This window comes from Streptomyces sp. NPDC090106 (assembly GCF_044747265.1).
In the GTDB taxonomy this organism is placed as follows: Bacteria; Actinomycetota; Actinomycetes; order Streptomycetales; family Streptomycetaceae; genus Streptomyces.
The window spans coordinates 432090-453574 of record NZ_JBIVDS010000006.1 but is presented as its reverse complement, the minus strand read 5'-3'; the positions used below and the strand labels follow the sequence as shown (position 1 = coordinate 453574).

The 21485-nt window shown below is 72.6% G+C and carries 17 protein-coding genes; 5 read left to right on the top strand and 12 right to left on the bottom strand.

The genetic code is table 11. The annotated features are described in order from the left end of the window. Positions 1 to 72 precede the first annotated feature (72 nt). The 6 genes from ACIPSE_RS22115 to ACIPSE_RS22090 form a co-directional block, all read right to left on the bottom strand. Entirely contained in the window at positions 73 to 915 is an 843-nt protein-coding gene (locus tag ACIPSE_RS22115) for a nitrilase-related carbon-nitrogen hydrolase (RefSeq protein ID WP_401664846.1), read from the bottom strand. A gap of 192 nt (positions 916 to 1107) precedes the next feature. Continuing rightward, positions 1108 to 2661, bottom strand: a complete 1554-nt coding sequence (locus tag ACIPSE_RS22110) for a PucR family transcriptional regulator (RefSeq protein ID WP_401664845.1) — start codon at positions 2659 to 2661, stop codon at positions 1108 to 1110. Positions 2662 to 2794: 133 nt separating this feature from the next. Further along, positions 2795 to 4084 (bottom strand): aspartate aminotransferase family protein, encoded by a 1290-nt coding sequence (locus ACIPSE_RS22105; protein WP_401664844.1) that lies wholly within the window; start codon positions 4082 to 4084, stop codon positions 2795 to 2797. Then, positions 4081 to 4923, bottom strand: a complete 843-nt coding sequence (locus ACIPSE_RS22100; RefSeq protein WP_401664843.1) for a nitrilase-related carbon-nitrogen hydrolase — start codon at positions 4921 to 4923, stop codon at positions 4081 to 4083. The genes ACIPSE_RS22105 and ACIPSE_RS22100 overlap by 4 nt, the downstream gene beginning before the upstream one ends. Positions 4924 to 5082: 159 nt before the next feature. Beyond that, entirely contained in the window at positions 5083 to 6543 is a 1461-nt protein-coding gene (locus ACIPSE_RS22095) for a hypothetical protein (RefSeq protein WP_401664841.1), read from the bottom strand. A 140-nt stretch (positions 6544 to 6683) separates the two neighbouring features. Then, complete coding sequence (locus ACIPSE_RS22090; RefSeq protein ID WP_401664840.1) at positions 6684 to 6935, bottom strand: helix-turn-helix domain-containing protein; 252 nt, start codon at positions 6933 to 6935, stop codon at positions 6684 to 6686. 32 nt (positions 6936 to 6967) lie between these two features. Between ACIPSE_RS22090 and map the strand changes: the two genes are divergently transcribed. Then, on the top strand, positions 6968 to 7741 hold the full coding sequence (map, locus tag ACIPSE_RS22085; RefSeq protein ID WP_401664838.1) for a type I methionyl aminopeptidase: 774 nt from the start codon (positions 6968 to 6970) through the stop codon (positions 7739 to 7741). 605 nt (positions 7742 to 8346) lie between these two features. Beyond that, positions 8347 to 10887, top strand: coding sequence for an ATP-dependent Clp protease ATP-binding subunit (locus ACIPSE_RS22080; protein ID WP_401665049.1), 2541 nt, complete (start codon positions 8347 to 8349; stop codon positions 10885 to 10887). Here the strand turns inward: ACIPSE_RS22080 and ggt are convergent. Beyond that, the gene (ggt, locus tag ACIPSE_RS22075; protein WP_401664836.1) at positions 10869 to 12659 is read right to left on the bottom strand and encodes a gamma-glutamyltransferase; all 1791 of its coding nucleotides are present in this window, start codon (positions 12657 to 12659) and stop codon (positions 10869 to 10871) included. The genes ACIPSE_RS22080 and ggt overlap by 19 nt on opposite strands. Before the next feature lie 143 nt (positions 12660 to 12802). Between ggt and ACIPSE_RS22070 the strand changes: the two genes are divergently transcribed. Together ACIPSE_RS22070 and ACIPSE_RS22065 are read left to right on the top strand one after the other, a co-directional pair. Next, positions 12803 to 13561, top strand: a complete 759-nt coding sequence (locus ACIPSE_RS22070; protein WP_401664834.1) for a hypothetical protein — start codon at positions 12803 to 12805, stop codon at positions 13559 to 13561. Between the two features lie 136 nt (positions 13562 to 13697). Beyond that, positions 13698 to 15266 carry a CocE/NonD family hydrolase gene (locus ACIPSE_RS22065; protein WP_401664832.1) on the top strand — a complete coding sequence of 523 codons (1569 nt, stop codon included), beginning with the start codon at positions 13698 to 13700 and terminating at the stop codon, positions 15264 to 15266. Between the two features lie 199 nt (positions 15267 to 15465). On the opposite strand, the gene ACIPSE_RS22060 is transcribed toward ACIPSE_RS22065, so the two are convergent. Next, on the bottom strand, positions 15466 to 16209 hold the full coding sequence (locus tag ACIPSE_RS22060) for an amino acid ABC transporter ATP-binding protein (protein WP_401664831.1): 744 nt from the start codon (positions 16207 to 16209) through the stop codon (positions 15466 to 15468). Between the two features lie 123 nt (positions 16210 to 16332). Then, entirely contained in the window at positions 16333 to 16740 is a 408-nt protein-coding gene (locus tag ACIPSE_RS22055) for a DUF6278 family protein (RefSeq protein WP_401664830.1), read from the bottom strand. 129 nt (positions 16741 to 16869) lie between these two features. Here ACIPSE_RS22055 and ACIPSE_RS22050 point away from each other — a divergent pair, with 129 nt between their 5' ends. After that, positions 16870 to 18657 (top strand): SGNH/GDSL hydrolase family protein, encoded by a 1788-nt coding sequence (locus ACIPSE_RS22050; protein WP_401664828.1) that lies wholly within the window; start codon positions 16870 to 16872, stop codon positions 18655 to 18657. On the opposite strand, the gene ACIPSE_RS22045 is transcribed toward ACIPSE_RS22050, so the two are convergent. From ACIPSE_RS22045 to pcaC, 3 genes are read right to left on the bottom strand one after another with little or no spacing between them, the layout of a single operon-like run. After that, positions 18654 to 19433: an exodeoxyribonuclease III gene (locus ACIPSE_RS22045; protein ID WP_401664827.1), complete on the bottom strand. Its 780-nt coding sequence runs from the start codon at positions 19431 to 19433 to the stop codon at positions 18654 to 18656. The genes ACIPSE_RS22050 and ACIPSE_RS22045 overlap by 4 nt on opposite strands. A 30-nt stretch (positions 19434 to 19463) precedes the next feature. Then, positions 19464 to 20099 carry an MBL fold metallo-hydrolase gene (locus ACIPSE_RS22040; RefSeq protein ID WP_401664826.1) on the bottom strand — a complete coding sequence of 212 codons (636 nt, stop codon included), beginning with the start codon at positions 20097 to 20099 and terminating at the stop codon, positions 19464 to 19466. A gap of 35 nt (positions 20100 to 20134) precedes the next feature. Then, complete coding sequence (pcaC, locus tag ACIPSE_RS22035) at positions 20135 to 21472, bottom strand: 4-carboxymuconolactone decarboxylase (protein ID WP_401664824.1); 1338 nt, start codon at positions 21470 to 21472, stop codon at positions 20135 to 20137. Positions 21473 to 21485: the final 13 nt, after the last annotated feature.

The following is a 21485-nucleotide window of genomic DNA, read 5'->3' as shown; positions in this document are numbered from 1 at the left end:
CTGGTGTCGTACGAGTCGATCGGTGCCGCCGGCCCGGACCTCGTGCCCCGGACCGGCGGCGGTCCAGGACGGTTACGGTGCCGTCAGCGGGGCGTAGGCGTCCGGGCGGCGGTCCCGGAAGAACTGCCAGCGGTCGCGGACCTCGCGGAGCTTGGCGAGGTCCAGGTCGCGGACGATGAGTTCGGTCTCCTTGTCGGAGGCCACCTCGCCGACGAACTGGGCTTCGGGGTCGACGAAGTACGTCGTGCCGTAGAAGTCGTTGTCGCCGAGCTCCTCGACGCCGACCCGGTTGATCGCGCCGACGAAGTACTCGTTGGCGACGGCCGCCGCGGGCTGCTCCAGCTGCCACAGGTAGGAGGACAGACCGCGGGAGGTGGCCGAGGGGTTGAAGACGATCTCGGCGCCGCCCAGGCCCAACGCCCGCCAGCCCTCGGGGAAGTGGCGGTCGTAGCAGATGTACACGCCGATCCTCCCGACGGCCGTGTCGAAGACGGGCCAGCCGGAGTTGCCGGGCCGGAAGTAGAACTTCTCCCAGAATCCGGGCACTTGGGGGATGTGGTGCTTGCGGTACTTGCCGAGGTAGGTGCCGTCCGCGTCGAGCACGGCGGCGGTGTTGTAGAGGACGCCGGGCTGCTCCTCCTCGTACATCGGCAGGATCAGGACGAGGCCCAGCTCCCGTGCCAGCGCCTGGAACCGCTGGACGATGGGGCCGTCCGGGATCGCCTCGGCGTACTCGTAGAACGCCTTGTCCTGGACCTGGCAGAAGTACGGTCCGTAGAACAGCTCCTGGAAGCACAGGACCTGAGCGCCCTGCGCGGCGGCGTCGCGGGCCGCTTGCTCGTGGACCTGGATCATCGATTCCTTGTCGCCCGTCCACGCGGTCTGGAAGAGGGCGGCGCGGATCACTCTGCTCATCGGGACCTCCGGTCGCTCGGTGTGCGAGCAATCTAGGAAGTCCGGAAGCGGGCTTTGAGTTGCACGGTGTCACGTCTGCGCGGGCGCGGCGTGCCACGGTGTCACTCTTGCCCGATCCCATGTCTCACCGCCGTTTCCGCAGGTCGTCACGTGTTTCCCAGCCGTTTCGCGGCCTGTTCGGGCCGCCCTGTGTCACCCCTGCTGCGCGTCGTGCGCGAGGAGCGCGATGTGCACGGACGCGGCCTGCTCGAAGTCGTCGAGGTCGACGCCGAGCCGGAGCTGTATCGCCTCAAGTCGCCGGTAGAGCGCGGGCCGTGAGACATGGTGGAGCTGCGCGGTGCGGGACTTGTTGCGTCCGGTGGCCAGATAGGTGCGCAGCACGGTGATCAGGTCGTCGCCGGCGGGCCCGCACAGCAGTCCGTCCAGCTCCCGCTCCGCGAAGGACTGCACCTGCGGGTCGTCGCGCAGGAGCCGGATCAGGCCGCGCAGATGGACGTCCTTGAGGCGGACGACGTCGGGCAGTTCGAGGGCGGCGGAGGAGTCGGCGACGGCGTCGGCGACATGCTGTGCCTCACGCAGCCCGGCGGGCACGTCGTCCCAGGCGGTGCGGGGGTCGGCGGCGGCCACGACCGTCCCCGGGGTCTCGGAGCGCACCCGGGCCGCGAGGTTGGCGACGAGCACGGCGGCGTCCTGGTCCCGGGCGAGGCTCAGCAGCACGGCCACCGCGCCCTCGGCGAGCTCGGCGACGACCCCGGGCAGCCCGAGCAGCCTGAGCACCCGGTCGAGCCGGTCGGACTCCGCGTCCCGGACGACCAGCGGCACGAAGGTGCGCCGGTTGACGGGCAGTCCGGCGGCCCGCGCCCTCGGCAGCAGCTGCCGGGCCGGGACGACGCCGCTGACGAGGTCGGTCAGCAGGCCCTGGGCGGACTGCTCCTCCCAGGAGTGGACACCGTTGCCGGCGAGCATGCGGTGCAGGACGAGGGCCTCGGCGGCGCGGTCGGCGAGCAGCCGTCCGGCGGCGGTGTCGCCGCGGTACCCGCACAGCAGGATCTGACCCCAGCGTTCGCCGCGTCCGCCGAGTTCGGCGCGGATCCAGCCGTCGCCCTCGCTGCCGCCGGCCTGCCGGGCGATGCGTTCCCAGTCGCGCAGCACGTCGTCCACGGCGGACCGCTCCCCCGCCGTGGCGAGGACGCGGTGGGCGAGGTTGGTGACGACGACGGGGCAGGCGGTGTGCTGGGCGACCTCGTCGAGGAGCCGCTGGAGCGGGGCACCGGCGGTGATGAGGCCGGTGAGGGAGGTGCGCACGGCCTCCGACAGGCTCACCGCGGCGAACTTGCGGCGCACCAGCCGGGACTGCACCTCCTCCGTCAGCTCGGCGAAGGGGGAAGGCCGGTGGAGGACCACCAGGGGCAGCCCGCACCGTTCGGCGGCCCGCCGCATCACGTCCGGCGGCGCGGGGAAGGCCCGCCCGAGCCCGAGGACGACCGCGGAGGCCTCCGCGCGGTGCAGGGACTGGATGTACTCGGCCTGCGCGCCCTCGTCCCCGGCGAGCAGCACCCCGGTGGTGAGGACCATCTCGCCGCCGGTGAGCATGACGCCGACGTCGGGCGCCTCGGCGACGTGCACCCAGCGCACGGCGCGGTCGAGCTGGGCCGCGCCGGCCACCACCTCGGGCTCCCCGGCGAGGACCCGCTCCAGGGCGAGGACCTGACGGACGGAGAGCATGGGCTCCAGGGTGGTGGCCATGGCGCGTGTTCCCTTGCTGGACCGGAGAACGGGTCGACCGGTGGACGGGTGCTGCTGGACGGGCCACGGGGGGGCGACCGGTGGACCGCGGGTGCTGCCGCAGGGACCTCGGCGCCCACCGCGCCCACGGGTGCTACGGGAGGGACCTCAGGGCCCGTTCGAGGACCGCGGCGCCCTCCTCGGCCTCGGCGACCGTGAGGGACAGCGGCGGGGCGATCCTGAGGACGCTGGTGTTGTGGCCGCCGCCCTTGCCGATGAGCAGCCCGCCCGCGCGGCACGCCTCCAGGACGGCGCTCGCGGCGTCCGGATCGGCCTCGTCGGTGCCGGGCCGGGCGAGTTCCACGCCGATCATCAGTCCCCGTCCGCGGACCTCCCGTACGGCGGGGACCTGCGCGGCGACGGCCCGCAGCCGTTCGATGAGCAGCCCGCCGACCCGCCGGGCGTTGCCCTGGAGGTCGTGCTCCAGCAGGTACGACAGGTTGGCGAGGCCCGCGGCCATGGTGACCTGGGTGCCGCCGAACGTCGAGATGCTGTGGGAGTCGAGGCAGTTCATGATCTCGGCGCGGGCGATGACTCCGCCGATGGAGGAGCCGTTGCCGATGCCCTTGGCGAAGGTGACGATGTCCGGCGGACCGGACTGCGCGTGCGCCTGCCAGCCCCAGAAGTGGTCGCCGGTGCGGCCCCAGCCGGTCTGCACCTCGTCGGCGATCCACAGGATGCCGCGCTCGCTCAGCACCTCGCGGAACCTGGCGTAGAGCCCGTCGGGGGGCGCGGTGAAGCCGCCGACGCCCTGGACGGGTTCGGCGATCAGCGCGGCGGGCGGGCGGGTGTGGCCGAGCAGGTCGGTGAGGTCGTCGACGCAGGCCTCGATGAACTCGTCGTCGCTCAGGGCCGCGTAGGGGCCGCGGGTGCGCACGCCGCCGTGGACGTACAGCGTCTGGAGCGGGGAGAGGGAGGTCGGGGACCAGCCGCGGTTGCCGGTGATGCCGACGGCGCTGAAGGAGCGGCCGTGGTAGCTGTTGCGCATCGCCAGGACCGTGTTGCTGCGCCGGTGGGTGGTGGCGAGCAGCAGCGCGGTGTCGTTGGCCTCGGTGCCGGAGGTGGTGAAGAAGACGCGGGCGTCCGGGATACCGCTCAACTGGGCGATGCGTTCGGCGAGTTCGACCATCGGCCGGTTGAGGTAGAGCGTGGACGAATGGATGATCCGCCCGGCCTGCTCGCTCACCGCCTTGGTGACCTCGGGCAGGGCGTGGGCGGTCATCGTGGTGAGGATGCCGCCGAAGAAGTCGAGGTAGCGGTTGCCCTCGGCGTCCCAGACGTGGCGGCCCTCGCCGTGGGTGATCTCCAGCGGGTCCTGGTAGTAGAGGGCGAGCCAGTCGGGCAGCACGGCCTTGTGCCGTGCCAGGAGGTCCTTGTCGGTCACGGCTGCACCAGTCCTTCGTAGGCGTCGGGTCGGCGGTCTCGGTAGAACGCCCACTGCCGGCGTACTTCCTCGATGAGGTCGAAGTCGAGGTCCCGGACGAGGAGTTCCTCGTTCTTGTCGCTCGCCCGCTCGCCCACGAACTGTCCGCGCGGGTCGACGAAGTACGACGTGCCGTAGAAGTCGTTGTCGCCGTACTCCTCCTGGCCGACGCGGTTGATCGCCGCGACGAAGTACTCGTTGGCGACGGCCGCCGCGGGCTGCTCCAGCTGCCACAGGTGGGCGGACAGACCGCGTGAGGTGGCCGAGGGGTTGTAGACCAACTGTGCGCCTTCGAGGCCCAGTTGCCGCCAGCCCTCGGGGAAGTGGCGGTCGTAGCAGATGTAGACGCCGACGCGGCCCACGGCGGTGTCGAAGACCGGCCAGCCCGCGTTGCCGGGCCGGAAGTAGTACTTCTCCCAGAATCCCTTGACCTGGGGGATGTGGTGCTTGCGGTACTTGCCGAGGTAGGTCCCGTCGGCGTCGATCACGGCGGCGGTGTTGTAGTAGAAGCCGGACTGCTCGACCTCGAACACCGGGACGACGACGACCATGCCGGTCTCGCGGGCCAGCTCCCGCATCCGGGTCACGGTCGGGCCGTCGGGCACCGGTTCGGCCCAGCGGTAGTGCTCGGGCTCCTGCACCTGGCAGAAGTAGGGGGCGTTGAACACTTCCTGGAACCCGATGATCCTCGCGCCCTGCCGGGCCGCCTCCCGGGCGTGCTCCTCGTGTTTCGCCACCATGGACTCGGTGTCGCCTGTCCAGGTGGCCTGGACCAGTGCGGCACGTACGACGTTGGCCATGAGCTGCTCCTTCGACGGGACGTCAGAGCCTCTACGCCCGTAGACGAAGGCCGTAGAGGGTCGAAAGTAAGCCTCCCCGGCAGCCTTGCCAAGACCATCGTCGTTAACCCGCTGAGTCGATCACGTTTCACACCCGGGCGGGTGAAACGGGTGATCGGGTCAGGCGGGGAACCCGGCCACCCGCAGCGCGTGGGCGAGATCCCAGCGCCGCTCCTCCGAGATCCCCCGCGCGGCCTCCAGCAGCAGCGGTACGAGGGTCCGCGGGCCGGGGGCGGCACTGCGCGCGGCCTCCTCGGGGGTGCGGACCCGGACGTACGCGTCGAGCAGCGCCCGTACCTCGCGGCGCCGCCCCTCGCCGACGAGCCCGAGCACGGCCCCGCCGATCTCCTCGGCGGGCCGCACGACGCCCTGCCGCAGGATCTGCTCGGCGTCCGGGCCGCGCCCGGCGCCGGCCAGCGCGTCGGCCGCCGCGACCAGGCGGTCGGCGGGCAGCGAGGCCGCCTCCCACAGCAGGGTCGCCCAGTCGGCCCCGAGCCCGGCCCGCTGGAGTTCCGCGGCGAGCAGCGGGAACCGGGCGGCGGGTCCGTGGGCGGCGTCGACGAGGAGGGCGTGGGCCTCTCCGCTGCGCCGCTCGCGCCGGAGCCGCACCAGGCCCTCCACAGTACCGGCGACCTGCCGCGCGTCGTCCGTGCCCGGCGACGGGGGCGCCGGACGCGGTTCCGGCCGCTCTTCGGCCACCGGCTCGGCCGCGGCCCCGGCGAACCGGGCGCCCCGCGGAACCCGCCGGGCCTTCGCGGCGGGTGCCGGTGTCACCGGTTCGGCCGCGGGCGGTACGGCGACGGGGGCGGCCTCCTCCTCGGTCATCCCGGCGAAGCGGGCGCTGCCCCGGCGCCGCTTGCGCTGCTTGGGGACGCGGGCCGCTTCCGGGTCGAAGGCGGCGGACCCGGCGGGGCTCTCCGCGTCCCGTGCCACGACGACGGGGTCGGAGAGCTGGGGGCCGGCGACCGGGTCGGCGTACTCGCGCCGCTCGGGCCGCTCGCTCCGTTCGGCGGGGAAGACGGGCTCGTCCGCCGTCCGGTCACGGCGGATCGCCTGGGCCTGGCCGTACGTCGAGCGCCGGTCCAAGTCGCTCATCCGGGAGCGGAGTTCGGCGCACCGGGCGGTGGCGCGCTCGTGGTCGTCGTGGGCCCAGGCGAGGTCGAGGCGGAGGGCCTCGGCGGCCTCCTGGGTGGTGGCCTCGGCGAGCAGGTGGCCCAGTTCCGCCTGGCGTTCGGCGGACCAGCGCTGTTCGCGGAGCATCACGTCGAGCCGGTCGCCGAGGGCGTCCCGGCCGCCGGGCCGGGCGTCGTAGGCGGCGAGGGCCTCGGTGTGCAGGGCGCGGGCGCGATCGGCCTCGGGGGCGGCGACGTCGGGACCGTACTCGGTGGCCAGGTCGTGCAGCAGGGCCTCCACGACGTCCCAGGGCGGCACCTCACGCCCCGCGAGGCAGGCCCGCATGCCCTCGGGGTCGCGCTGCCAGAACACGGCGCACCAGCCGCCGCCCTGGTCGAGGCGCGCCAGCAGTGCGTCCAAGTAGTTCACGAACTCCCGTACCCGGCCCGGGAGTTGATCCACGGCCATCGTTCAACTCCCGCCCAGCCGGAGCACTTCGGTCCGTAAGAAAACACGAGCCGTGTTACGAACGCGCTACGGAATGTTTTCGGAGTGGACGCGGAGTGCGCCCGCACCCCCGGAGCGTGACGCACACCGCCGGAAAGCGGTCACGCGGGGAGCAGCGCGCACTGCTCCACGAGATCGTCCATGGACAGTCCGAGCGTCCGCGCCAGCGCGGCGACGGTGAAGAAGGCAGGGGTCGGGGCCCGTCCGGTCTCGATCTTGCGCAGGGTCTCGGCGGAGATGCCCGCGCCCGCCGCGACGTCGGCCATGCTGCGGCGGCCTCGGGACTCGCGCAGGAGGCGGCCGAGCCGTTCGCCGCGTTCGCGCTCTTCGGGGGTCAGTGGGGTGCGCACCATGACACCATTCTAATACCGGTATAGTAATTGGCATGGTGGAGCTGAAGACGAACTCATCGATCGATGCCATGTACGAGGCGGGGCAGGTGGTCGGGCGCGCCCTGACCGCCGTGCGCAAGGCCGCCGACGTGGGCGTTTCCCTGCTGGAGCTGGACGAGCTGGCGCACGACGTACTGCGGGAGGCGGGGGCGACCTCGCCGTTCCTCGGCTACCGGCCCTCGTTCGCGCCGACGGCGTTCCCGGCGGTCATCTGCGCCTCGGTGAACGACGCGATCGTGCACGGCATCCCGACCCGCTACCGGCTGCGGGACGGCGACCTCGTCTCCATCGACTTCGGCGCCCAGCTCGGCGGCTGGGCGGGCGACTCCGCGATCAGCTTCACGGTCGGCACCGCGCGCCCGGCGGACGTCCGGCTGATCGAGACGGCCGAGCGGGCCCTCGCGGCCGGTGTCGGGGCGGCCGTCGTCGGCAACCGCATCGGCGACATCGCCCACGCCATCGGCACGGTGTGCCGCGGCGCCGGGTACGGCATCCCGGACGGCTTCGGCGGCCACGGCATCGGCCGCCAGATGCACGAGGACCCGGGCGTGCCCAACGAGGGCCGGCCGGGACGGGGCATGAAGCTGCGCCACGGCATGGTCCTCGCCATCGAGCCCATGCTCATCGGCGGCGGCACGGACGGCTACCACGCGGACGTCGACGGCTGGACGCTGCGCACCGACGACGGCTCCCGCGCGGCCCACGCGGAGCACACGGTGGCGATCACGGACGAGGGACCACGCGTCCTGACGGCCCGCGCGGACTGACCGCGCCAGGCGGGCGCCGGGGCGGTGGGCGGCCCGTCGGCGAGGAGCGGCGCGCCAGGCGGCGGGCGGTGAGCTGCGCGGGTTCGCACACCTGCGTCTCGCGGCGGACAGCCAGGTCCGCGTCGGCCGCCTCCCCGTGCCGCAGGAGTGACGGGGAGCTGTTCCGCGTCGGCCGCCTCCCGGTGCCGCAGGAGTGACGGCGAGCTGTTCCGCGTCCACTGCCTCCCCGTGCGGCAGGAGTGACCGGGAACGGTTCCACGTCGGCTGCCTCCCGCCCCCGGCCGGACGGGCCGGGGACGGGGTTCGGGACGGCGTCCGCGCCCCGCCGGGCCCGCCCCGGGCGCACCCGGCGGGGCGTTCTCCCGGAGGTGCTGCGGGGCGGCGATCGTGCGATCGTGTTGTACGAGTGCCGAGGCGGCCCGCGTACGACCGGGCGTCCGCCGCGGCAGGCCCCCGGGCCTCGTGGTGGACGAGGCCGCGTGCACCCGGCCGTCGGGCCGAGGAGGGGTCACAGGTGTGACCGGCCCAGGACCGGGTTACCCGGCTCCGGCATGTCGATCAGCGAGGCGTCCCGGGCCGCGCGGGGACGCCGGATGGGAACGGCCATGACCAGCGGCTTCAGCGGTCCCGAGGGGTACGACCAGTTCGGCGAGTTCCTCGCCCGGTTCTTCGGAGGGCCCCACCCCGGCCCCCGGCAGATCAACATCGGCCGGCTGCTGAGCCGCCCGGCCAGAGAGCTGGTGCGGGGCGCGGCGCAGTACGCGAGCGAGCACGGCAGCCGGGACCTGGACACCCAGCATCTGCTGCGGGCGGCGCTGTCCGCGGAGCCGACCCGCGGTCTGCTGAGCCGGGCGGGCGCGGACCCCGACGAGCTGGCGACGGAGATCGACGAGCGGTCGGGCCCGGTGCTGCACCCGCCGGGCGAGGCGCCGCCGCCGACCTCGCTGTCCCTGACCCCGGCCGCCAAGCGGGCCCTGCTGGACGCGCACGACCTGGCGCGGGCGCGCGGCGCCGGGTACATCGGGCCCGAGCACGTGCTGAGCGCGCTCGCCGCCAACCCCGACTCGGCGGCCGGGCACATCCTGAACTCGGCGCACTTCGCGCCCACCGGTCTGCCGCCCGAGCCCGTCGTCCCGGAACCGGGAGCGGCGCACGGCGAGCCGCAGCGCCCCACCGGCACCCCCACCCTCGACAAGTACAGCCACGATCTGACCGAGATGGCCCGGCAGGGCCGCGTCGACCCGGTCATCGGGCGGGACGAGGAGATCGAGCAGACCATCGAGGTGCTGTCGCGGCGCGGCAAGAACAACCCGGTGCTGATCGGTGACGCGGGGGTCGGCAAGACGGCCATCGTGGAGGGGCTGGCGCAGCGGATCGCGGACGGGGACGTGCCCGATGTGCTCGCCGACCGACGGGTGGTGTCCCTGGACCTGACGGGCGTGGTCGCGGGGACCCGCTACCGGGGCGACTTCGAGGAGCGGCTCAACGCGATCGTGTCCGAGATCCGGTCCCACTCCGACGAGTTGATCGTCTTCATCGACGAGCTGCACACCGTCGTCGGGGCGGGCGGGGGCGGCGAGGGCGGCTCCATGGACGCGGGCAACATCCTCAAACCCGCGCTGGCACGGGGCGAGTTGCACATCGTCGGCGCGACGACGCTGGAGGAGTTCCGCCGGATCGAGAAGGACGCGGCGCTCGCCCGGCGCTTCCAGCCGATCCTGGTGCCCGAACCGACGGCCGCGGACGCCCTGGAGATCCTGCGCGGCCTCAGGGACCGCTACGAGGCGCATCACCAGGTCCGCTACACCGACGAGGCGCTGATGGCGGCCGTGGAGCTGTCCGACCGCCATCTCACCGACCGCAGGCTGCCCGACAAGGCGATCGACCTCATCGACCAGGCGGGCGCCCGGGTCCGGCTGCGGTCCCGCACCAAGGGCACCGACGTGCGGGCGCTGGAGCAGGAGATGGACCGGCTCTCGCGGGACAAGGACCAGGCGGTCGCGGACGAGCAGTACGAGCAGGCGCTGCACCTGCGGGACCGCATCACGGAGCTGAAACAGCGGATCGCCGACACCACCGGTGCCCCGGAGGCGGACGAGGGCCAGCACCTGGAGGTCACGGCGGAGGCGATCGCCGAGGTCGTCTCCCGGCGGACCGGCATCCCCGTCGCGAGTCTCACCCAGGAGGAGAAGGACCGGCTGCTGGGCCTGGAGGAGCATCTGCACGAGCGGGTCGTCGGGCAGGACGAGGCGGTGCGGGTCGTCGCGGACGCCGTGCTGCGCTCGCGGGCCGGACTCGCCAGCCCGGACCGCCCCATCGGCAGCTTCCTCTTCCTCGGCCCCACCGGCGTCGGCAAGACCGAACTGGCGCGGGCGCTGGCCGAGGCGCTGTTCGGCAGCGAGGAGCGGATGGTCCGGCTCGACATGAGCGAGTACCAGGAACGGCACACGGTCAGCCGCCTGGTGGGCGCGCCGCCCGGATACGTGGGGCACGAGGAGGCGGGCCAGCTCACGGAGGTCGTGCGCCGGCACCCGTACTCGCTGCTGCTGCTCGACGAGGTGGAGAAGGCGCACCCGGACGTCTTCAACATCCTGCTCCAGGTCCTCGACGACGGCCGCCTCACCGACTCCCAGGGCCGCACGGTCGACTTCACCCACACGGTCGTGGTGATGACCAGCAACCTGGGCTCCGAGGCGATCACCCGCCGGGGCGCGGGGATCGGCTTCGGTGCGGGCGGCGCGGAGGCCGACGAGGAGGCGCGGCGCGAGCAGATCCTGCGTCCGCTGCGCGAGCACTTCCGGCCGGAGTTCCTCAACCGGATCGACGAGATCGTGGTCTTCCGTCGGCTCACCGAGGACCAACTACGGCAGATCACCAATCTGTTGCTCGACAAGACGCGCCGGCTGCTGCACGCGCAGGACGTCACGGTCGAGTTCACCGACGCCGCCGTCGACTGGCTCGCCCGGCGCGGCCACCAGCCGGAGTACGGTGCCCGTCCGCTGCGGCGCACCATCCAGCGCGAGGTGGACAACCGGCTGTCCCGGCTCCTTCTCGACGGCAAGGTCGAGAAGGGGGGCCGGGTGACGGTGGACGCGCGGGAGGGCGAACTGACCTTCGCCGCGCCGGATCAGCGCGAGGAGGGGTAGACGACCATCGCCGAGCCGCCGCCGCGCCGTACGGTCTCGGCGGCGGCCAGCCACTCGCCGTTCGGGAGGCGTTGCACGCCGGTCGCGGCGCCGATCTCGGCGTTGAGCCGGAAGCCGTGCCCGAGCGCCTCCAGCCGTGTCCTCAAGTCGCTGTCGTAGAGGGCCGGTTCCAGTTCGGTGGTGGTCTGGTTGCGCTGGCTGGCGCGGGGGGCGGCGATCGCGTCGACGAGCGGGGTGCGCTGGTCCAGGAACTGGGTCAGCGTCTGGAGGACGGTCGTGATGATGGTCGCGCCGCCGGGTGAACCGAGCGCCACCACCGGCCGGCCGTGCCGGTCGAGGACGATCGTCGGCGAGATGGAGGAGCGGGGCCGCTTGCCGGGGCCGGGCAGGTTCGGGTCGTGGACGGCCGGGTTGGCCGGGGCGAAGGAGAAGTCGGTCAGCTCGTTGTTGAGGAGGAACCCGCGCCCGGGCACGGTGATGCCGCTGCCGCCGGTCTGCTCGATGGTCAGCGTGTAGGAGACGACATTGCCCCACTTGTCGGCGACCGTGAGGTGGGTGGTGTTCTCGCCCTCGTACGTCGTCGGCGCGGGCGTCCCCGTCGAGCCCGGGGCGTTCGGGTCACCGGGGGCGACCGGGCTGGTGAGGACCGCGTCGTCCTTGATGAGCGCGGCCCGCTCGTCGGCGTAGGACTGGGACAGCAGGCCCTGGGTGGGGACGTCCTCGAAGGCGGGGTCGCCGACCCAGCGTCCCCGGTCGGCGAACGCGATCCGGCTGGCCTCGATGTAGCGGTGCAGGTACTGCGTCTCGCTCGCCTTGGACAGGTCGGTGTTCTCCAGGATGTTGAGGGCCTCGCCGACGGTCGTGCCGCCGGAGGAGGAGGGTGCGATGGAGTAGACGCCCAGGCCCCGGTAGGTGGTCCTGGTGGGTGCCTGGAGCTTGGCGCGGTAGGCCGCGAGGTCCTTGGCCGTCAGGTCGCCGGGGCGGGCGTTCCAGCCGGACGCCGGGTCCACGGGCGGGTCGTTGACGGTGTCGAGGATGTCGTCGCCGAGGTCGCCGTGGTAGAGCGCGGCGGTGCCCTTCTTCCCCAACTCGGCGTAAGTGCGGGCGAGATCGGGGTTCTTGAAGGTCGAGCCGACGACCGGGAGGGCGCCGCCGGGGAGGAACAGCTCGGCGGTGTCGGGGAAGTAACGGAAGCGGGTCTCGTTGAGGGCGGTCTGCGCGCGGAAGGTGGCGTCGACGGTGAAGCCCTCGCGGGCGATCCTCTCGGCGGGCTTGAGGACCGTGCCGAGCCCTCTGGTGCCCCACTTGCCGAGCGCGGTGGCCCAGGTGGCGGGCGTGCCCGGGGTGCCGACGCCGAGCCCGCTGGTGACGGCGTCCGCGAAGGCGAGCGGCTGACCGTTCTCGACGAAGAGGTTCTCGTCGGCGCTCAGCGGGGCCGTCTCACGGCCGTCGATGGTGTGCACGCTGCGGGATCTCGCGTCGTAGTAGACGAAGTAGCCGCCTCCGCCGATGCCGGACGAGTAGGGCTCGGTGACACCGAGGGCGGCGGCGGTGGCGACGGCCGCGTCGACCGCGTTGCCGCCCTTGCGCAGCACCTCGATCCCGGCGGCCGAGGCGTCCGCGTCGACGCTGGCCACGGCGCCGCCGTAGCCGACGGCGACGGGTACCTTCTCGGGGGTGGTGGACGCCGGGGACGGGGGAGCGGCCCCCACCGACACCACGGCGGCCGAGACCGCCAGAACCGACAGTTGCCGCGCGACAGGGCGACGCATGCGCACCTCCAGGCCAGGACGTCCGCGCAGCGTAACCACAACACCCGTACCCCGACAGGCCCATTCAGGGCAGCCGTCATGAGATGGCCACACTTCGAACACGGGTACGCCCTTGTCATGCGGGGCCGCTAGCATGCGCGCCCATGACTGACGACGTGCGCAACATCGTTCTGGGCGTGGTCGCCGCCGGCATCAGCGCGGCGCTCGGCTGGCTGGCCCGGACCTACCTCTGGCGGCGCAGACTCCGGCGCAAGCAGGCGTTCTTCGGGCTGCCCGACAACTCCGAGTCGCTGCTCGTCGTCAACCGGGACGCGGGCAGCGCCGATCTGGCGGTGCACCGCTACGACGTCTTCGCCCTGCTCGAACTCTCCGCGCTCATCAAGGACTGCGGGGCCCACGCCGATGTCATCACCCAGGACACGGCCCGGCAGGGTTTCGGGGAGCGCACGGAGTTCTGTGTCGGCGGACCGGGGTCCAACCGGCGCATGGCGGCGCACATGAACGCCATGCTGCCCGGGGTGCGCGTCAACCTGGACCCCGAACCGGGGCCGGACAAGCTGGCGTTCCAGATCGGCAGCGAGCGGTACCGGATGGAGAAGGGGCAGAGCGAGTACGTGCTGCTGGCCCGGCTCACGGCGGGGCAGCCCGAGACGGCCCGGCCGGTGTTCCTGTTCTGCGGCCAGACCGCGATCACCAATCAGGCGGCGACCCGCTATCTCGCGCGCAACCACGAGCGGCTGGCCCGCAAGCACGGAAACAGCACGTTCGTCCTGCTGCTGAAGGTGGTCAACTCCCAGGCGTACGGCCCGGATGTGGCCGAGCTCGTCGCGGACGTGACCCGGGCGGCCCAGGCGCCCCTGCCGACCCCCGCACCGGCCCGGAACACGCACCGCGCCTCCTGAGCACCCGCACGGACGACCAAATTCATTCACGGGACAACAATCGTTACTCCTGCGTAACTTACCGACGGGTTACCTCAGGTAAGGAGCCGAGGTTACCGTCTGGTCACTTTGCACTTACACGAGTGAGGAGTGGCCCGTGGGACACGAAAGCAAGGCTCTGCGCACGACCGCCGTCGGCGTCGTCTCGGCGGCCCTGGTCGCCGGAAGCGTCCTCGGGCTCGCCCCTGCCGCCCAGGCGGCCGGCGGCGGCATCCGCTTCGTCGACATCGCCGGCGACGGGGGCACCGTGCTCAAGGCGAACGTCATCACCCCGGCGGACGCGGACCCCTCGCGCCGCCTGCCGCTGCTGGTGTTCCCCACGAGCTGGGGCCTGCCCCAGGTCGAGTATCTGGCCCAGGCGCAGAAGCTCGCGAACTCGGGCTACGTCGTGGTCAGTTACAACGTCCGCGGCTTCTGGCAGTCGGGCGGCGAGATAGAGGTCGCCGGGCCACCCGACATAGCCGACGCGTCCAGGGTCATCGACTGGGCACTCGCCAACACCCCGGCCGACGCGGCGCACATCGGCATGGGCGGGGTGTCGTACGGCGCCGGGATCAGCCTGCTCGCCGCCGCGCAGGACAAGCGGATCAAGGCCGTCGCCTCGCTGAGCGGCTGGGCCGACCTCATCGACTCGATCTACTCGGGCCGCACCCAGCACGTCCAGGCCTCCGCGCTCCTCGACGGCGCGAGCCTCGTCACGGGACGGCAGAGCGCCGAACTCCGGCAGATCTTCGACTCGTTCTACGCCTCCGACCTGTCCAGGGAACAGGACATGATCGATTGGGGGAAGAAACGTTCAGCCACTACATACGTGGACCAGATCAACAAAAACGGCGCGGCGGTCATGCTGGCCAACGCCTGGGGCGACTCGATCTTCCCGCCCAACCAGTACGCCGACTTCTACGAGAAGCTGACCGTCCCCAAGCGCCTGGAGTTCCGCCCCGGCGACCACGCCACCGCCGAGCTGACGGGCCTGTTCGGGCTGCCCAACGACGTGTGGAGCGACACCGAGCGCTGGTTCGACCACTACCTCAAGGGCACGGACAACGGCATCGACGGCGAACAGCCCGTGCGGCTCAAGTCCCGTTCCTCCGGCGGCTATGAGGGCTACCCGGACTGGAAGTCGGTGGGCGCGACGACCCGGAGGATCGACCTGTCCGGGACGACGACCATCCACACCAACGTGGACTCCGGCGCGGACGGCGGGATCGTCTTCCTCTCCAGCATCCTCGACCAGCTGGTCCGGCTGCCCCCGACGGCCTCGATCCCCCTGCTCCCCCGCCGCTGGGCGGCCGTCTGGCAGTCGGAGAAGTACACGACGGCCCAACAGGTGCGCGGCACGGCCGAGTTGCACACCACGGTCACCCCCACCGCGGAGAGCGGCACCCTCGTCGCCTATCTGTACGACGTGGGCCCTCTCGGCCTCGGCAAGCTGGTCAGCAACGCGCCGTACACCTTCCACGGGCAGACCCCCGGCACAGCGTTCCGTCTCGACCTGGAGCTCAACTCCACGGCCTACGACGTCCCGGCGGGGCACCGGCTCGCTCTGGTCGTCGACACGGTCGACCCGCTCTACATCGAGCACAACCCGACCGGCGCTCGGCTGACCTTCTCCTCGCCGTCGAACGACCCGTCGTACGTGTCGGTTCCGCTGCGCGAGCAGTGATCTCCGGCCGGCGCCGGGCGGGTATGGCTCTGTGAACTGCCGCCCCCTACGGTCCAGGGGCCGTGGGGGGACCCCCACCCGGCGGCAGCGTCCCGACGCGGAACGGCGAGGTCACCGGCACCACAGGGACGAACGGCACATCGTAGTCGAGGCGGTGACGCACCCACGCGTGGCGCGGACCACGGGGCGCGCCCCCCGGTCAGTGCTTGAGGATCTTGGAGAGGAAGTCCTTGGCACGGTCGCTCTCGGGTCGGGTGAAGAAGTCGTCGGGTGCGCGGTCCTCGACGACGGCGCCGTCCGCCATGAACACCACGCGGTTGGCGGCCGAGCGGGCGAAGCCCATCTCGTGGGTGACGACGACCATCGTCATGCCGTCCCGGGCGAGTTGCCGCATGACCTCCAGGACCTCGTTGATCATCTCCGGGTCGAGCGCGGAGGTCGGCTCGTCGAAGAGGAGGGCCTTGGGTTCCATGGCGAGGGCGCGGGCGATGGCCACGCGCTGCTGCTGGCCGCCGGAGAGCTGCGCCGGGTACTTGTCGGCCTGGGAGGCGAGCCCGACCCGGTCCAGGAGCCGACGGGAGCGCTGGTCGGCCTCGTCCTTCTTGCGCTTGCGGACCTTGATCTGAGCGAGGGAGATGTTCTGCAGGACCGTCTTGTGGGCGAAGAGGTTGAAGGACTGGAACACCATGCCGACCTCGGCGCGGAGCCGCGCGAGGGCCTGGCCCTCCTCCGGCAGCGGCTGTCCGTCGAGCAGGATCCGCCCGGACCGGATCGTCTCCAGGCGGTTGATCGTCCTGCACAGTGTCGACTTTCCCGACCCGGACGGGCCGATGACCACGACCACCTCCCCCTTGCCGACGGTCAGGTTGATGTCCCGCAGGACATGCAGCTCCCCGTAGTACTTGTTGACGTCACGCAGCTCGATCAACGGATCGACGGCCATGCCCAGCCCTACCCACTCTCAGCTGTGTCGCGGTCGCCGCAAACTATCCAGACAAGAGTGGCGCGAGCGCACGACACGCACTTTTCGGGCATTAGCCGTATTTAAGCCTTGCTTACATCCTGGTCACGCCTCGGCCACTTCGGCGTAGAGCTGGGAGAGTTCGGGGACTCCGCTCGCCGCCCACTCGTGCCCGTCGGCGACGACGTCGAACTCACGTCCCGATTCCAGCCGGATGACCGGCTGTCCGTCGGCGCGGATGCCCCACGCCGATCCGGGCACGGTCCGCACGATCACGGTCCCCAGGTACAGCCCGGCGTCGTTGCCGAGCCACTCCAGCACCTCCTCGTCGTCCCGCCAGCCCGGGACCACCTGGTCCAGCGCCTCCAACGAGGCCACGGTGTCGTCGAGTTGGACACCCGCTCGCGCCGCCTGGTGGCGCAGCAGCTCACACTCGGAGAGGAGTTCGGCGATGCCCTCGGCGTCGCGCGCCTCGGTGTCGTTGCGCCGGTTCCCCAGAAAAGGGATCTTCATACGCCCAGCCTGACATCCGTACCTGTCCGCGCACCACAGGCGCGCGGGCCCTCGATCGCGGGTGACTTCACGCCGCTTCCGGGCATGGCGCGTTGACGCCTCTCCCGCGTCCGCCTAGCTTCGGCCGGCGTGCGCCAACCCCTATGGATCCCCGCGGTCGCTCTGGCCCTGTTCACGGCACTCGTGCCGGCCGTCCAGGTCCGCGCGACCACCCCCGCACCCGCCGCGTCCTCGTCGACCGGAGCCGAACTCCCCTCGCTGGACGCCCTGTTCGACAACGTGGCGGTCAGCGACGACGACCGGCCGGGCGAGGCCGACTTCGACGGCTCGGGCGCCTCGCTGTCCGCGCGGGACCTGACGGCGGCCGGCTGGACGCCCGGCCGGGCGCTGACCATGCAGGGGACCCGGCTGACCTGGCCCCGTGCGACGCCGGGCCGGCCGGACAACGTGCGCGCGGCCGGGCAGCGGGTGCGGGCCGGCGGGCGGGGCGACGCGCTCGCGTTCCTGGTGGCGGGCACGGGCGGCTCCGACGCGAGCGGCACCGGCACGGTCACGTACACCGACGGCAGCGGCTCCCCCTACCGCCTCACCGCTCCCGACTGGCGCACCGGCCCCCTCGCGACCAAGGCCGTGGCGCTGCCGCACATCAACACCCCCGAGCGCCAACTCGCCGAGCGGGCACGGCTGTACGTCGTCACGGTGCCGATCGTGCGCGGGCGGACGGTCGCCTCGGTGCGGCTGCCCGACTCGCCCGACCTGCACGTCTTCGCGCTGTCGGTACGGCCCACGGCGGCGGGCTGGAGCGGGAGTTGGGCCGCGTCGACGTCCGGGTACGCGGCGGTGGGGCCGTGGAGCGACCGGACGCTGCGGCTGGTCGTGCACACCTCGGCCGGCGGGCCCCGGGTGCGGCTGCGGTTCGACAACACCTTCGCGGCGGCGCCGGTACGGATCGGGAGCGCCACGGTGGCCGCACGGGCCGAGGGCGCGGCGGCGCGGGAGACGCCGGTGGCGGTGTCCTTCGAGGGCGCGGCCGGGGTCGAGGTGCCCGCGGGGGCGCAGGCGTTCAGCGATCCGCTCGCCTTCGAGGTGCCCCCGGACGCCGATCTGCTGGTGAGCTTCCATCTGCCGGGGACGGTCACGGCGGCACCCCTGCACCGGCTCGCGCGGCAGCGGTCGTACGTCAGCGAGACGGGTGACCACACGGCGGACGGCTCGGGGACGCCGTACACGGGTGTCCTGACCGGCTGGCCGCTGCTGACCGGGGTGGACGTGGGCGGCGGGCCGGGGTCGGTGGTGGTGCTCGGGGACTCGATCACCGACGGGGAGCGGTCGACGGCGGACGCGAACCGGCGCTGGCCGGACGTGCTGGCCGACCGGCTGGCCGCGCAGCACACCGTCCCGCGCTACGGCGTGCTCAACCAGGGGATCTCCGCGAACCGTGTCCTGACCGACCGCTACCCCGGCGACGGGGTGTCCGCCGACACCGGCGGGGTGAGCGCCCTGCACCGCCTCGACCGGGACGTCCTCGCGCAGACCTCGGCGCGCACCGCGGTCGTCCTCGCGGGCGTCAACGACCTGCGGTGGGGTGCGACGGCCGGCGAGGTCGTCGCCGGGCTCGCCGAACTGGCCGGGCGGGGCCGGGCGCACGGGCTGCGGATGCTGGCCGCGACGATCCTGCCGTGCGAGGGCGAGGCGCGGTGCACGGCCGCCGTGGACGCCGAGCGGGCCGCCGTCAACGCGTGGATCCGGGACGCCGGGGTGTTCGACGGCGTCCTCGACCTCGACGCGGCCTTGCGGGACCCCGCGCACCCGGCACGGCTGCTCCCCGCCTATGACAGCGGGGACCATCTGCATCCCGGGGACACGGGGCTTGCGGCGCTCGCCGACGCCGTGGACCTCGGGCTGCTCGTGCCCTAGACGTCCAGGTCGACGACGACCGGCGCGTGGTCCGAGGCGCCCTTCCCCTTGCGTTCCTCGCGGTCCACGTAGGCGTCGGTGACGGCCTTGGCGAAGGGCTCGTTGCCGTAGACGAGGTCGATGCGCATGCCGCGGTTCTTGGGGAAGGCGAGCTGGCGGTAGTCCCAGTACGTGTACGGGTGGTCGTACTTCAGGGGGCGCGGGACCACGTCGGACAGGCCCGTGCCGCGCAGCGCGGTGAGGGCGGCGCGCTCGGCCGGGGTGACATGGGTGAGGCCCTCGAAGGCGGCCACGTCGTAGACGTCGTCGTCGGTCGGGGCGACGTTGTAGTCACCGAGGACGGCGAAGGGACGGCTGCCCTGGGCGTCGCCCTCGACGGCCGCCCTGAGGGCCTCGAACCACTGGAGCTTGTAGGCGTAGTGCGCGTGCTCGACCTCGCGGCCGTTGGGCACGTACACCGACCAGACGCGCACCGGGCCGCAGGTCGCGGAGATGGCGCGGGGCTCCTCGGCGCCGTCGTAGCCGGGGTCGCCGGGCAAGCCCTTGACGACGTCGTCGAGGCCGACGCGGGAGAGCAGCGCCACGCCGTTCCACCGGCCGGTGGCGTTGACCGCCGCCTCGTAGCCCGCCTCGCGGAGCGCGTCGAACGGGAACTGCTCCTCGGCGAGCTTGGCCTCCTGGAGGCAGAGCACGTCCGTGTCGCTGCTCTCCAGCCAGGCCAGGAGCCTCGGCAGGCGGGCGGTGATCGAGTTCACGTTCCAGGTCGCGATGCGCATGCCTGACAACCTACCCGCCCGCACCGACAGTCAGAGGACGGCCGCCTCGCCGGACGCCAGCCGCAGGTGCTCGGCGCCGCCGAGGCCGCCGATCTGCCGGTCGTAGACCGGGCGGGCGAGGTCGGTGAGCAGCGCGTCGTGGATGTCGTAGGCGCGCTGCGGCTTGACCTCGCGGACGTAGTCGATCACCTCGGAGATCTTGTTCCAGGGCGCCATGACGGGCAGCATCAGCGTCTCGACGGCGCGGCCGGGGACGGTGAGGGCGTCGCCGGGGTGGAAGACCTTGCCGTCGTCGACGAGGTAGCCGACGTTGGTGACGCGCGGGATGTCCGGGTGGATGACCGCGTGGAGTTCCCCGTGGACCTGGACGTCGAAGCCCGCGGCGGTGAAGGTGTCGCCGTGGCCGACGGTGTGGACGCGGCCCGGGAAGGCCGCCGAGATCTGCTCCGCGACGGAGCGCAGGGTCCAGATCTCGGTGGCCGGGTCGGCCTCCATGGCGGCGCGCAGGCGCCCCTCGTCGAAGTGGTCGGGATGCTCGTGGGTGACGAGGATCGCGTCCGCGCCGATCGCGGCGTCCTGTTCGGTGAACCCGCCGGGGTCCAGGACGAGGGTGCGGCCGTCCTTCTCGAGCCGCACGCACGCGTGGGACTTCTTCGTGAGCTTCATGGGCCCATCCTGCCGCGCCCGCCCGCGCGGCGCGTTCACACGTCGGGGGTCGTCTCCTCGCGGATGACCTGCTGGGCCACCTTGAAGGCGCTGTTCGCCGCGGGCACGCCGCAGTACACGGCCGCCTGGAGGAGGACCTCCTTGATCTCGGCCGGGGTCAGGCCGTTGCGCAGGGCGGCCCGGACGTGGAAGGCGAGCTCGTCCAGGTGTCCGCCCGCGACGAGCGCGGTGAGGGTGACGCAGCTGCGGGAGCGGCGGTCGAGGCCGGGCCGGTCCCAGATCTCGCCCCACGCGTAGCGGGTGATGAACTCCTGGAAGTCGCCGGAGAACTCGTCGGCCTGGGCCAGCGCCCGGTCCACGTGCGCGTCGCCGAGGACCTCGCGGCGCACCTTGATCCCGGCGTCGTACGGGTCGGGGCGCCCGAAGGTCTGCGGTTCCTGGACGAACGGGGCGATCTCGGCGATGGGCGCGACCTGAGGCGTCTGCGTGGGCGCGACGGGCACGGCCGGTACGGGGGTCCCGGCGGGCGTCAGGACCTGCTTGGCGGGCGCCGCGGGGATCGCCATCTGGCCGGTCGTCGAGTCGTAGGCGGGCTGCCAGGCGGTCGCGAAGTGCCGGATGAGCAGTTCGGTGACGGCGGCGGGCTGCTCGACGGGGACGAGATGGGAGGCGCCCGGGACGACGGCGAGCCGCGCGTCCGGGATGCCGGCGACGAGGGTGCGGGCCTCCGCCGGACCGGTCACCTGGTCGTCGGACCCGACCAGCACCAGCGTCGGCACGCCCACCTGGCCGAGGTCGGCCCGTACGTCGAAGGCGGCGAGCGCCTCGCACGCGGCGATGTAGCAGCCGGGGTCGGTGGTGCGGACCATCTGCACGGCCCACTCGGTGATCGCGGGCTGTGCGGCGGCGAACCCGGTGGAGAACCAGCGGTCGGGCGAGGTGCGGGCGATGGGGTCGAGCCCGTTGGTGCGCACGATCACGCCCCGCTGACGGAACTCGTCCGGGGTGCCGAACCGGGGCGAGGTGGCGATCAGCGCGAGCGACGCGACCCGCTCCGGGTGGTGCAGCGCCAGGTGCAGGCCGATCGCGCCGCCCAGAGCGCAGCCCGCGTAGCCGAAGCGCTGCACACCGAGCCCGTCGAGGGTGGCGAGCAGCCGCAGGGTGAGTTCGGTGACCGACCCGGTCGGATGGGCGGGGGCGCCGCCGTGGCCGGGGAGGTCGAACCGGAAGACCCGCCACTGCTTGACCAGTTCGGGGATCTGCCGGTCCCACATGTGCCAGGTCGTGCCGAGGGACGGTCCGAGGATCAGGACAGGTGCGTCCTCCGGTCCGTCAAAGCGGTATTGCAGGGTCTTCGCGGGTGTCTCGCTCACGCCCTGCACGCTC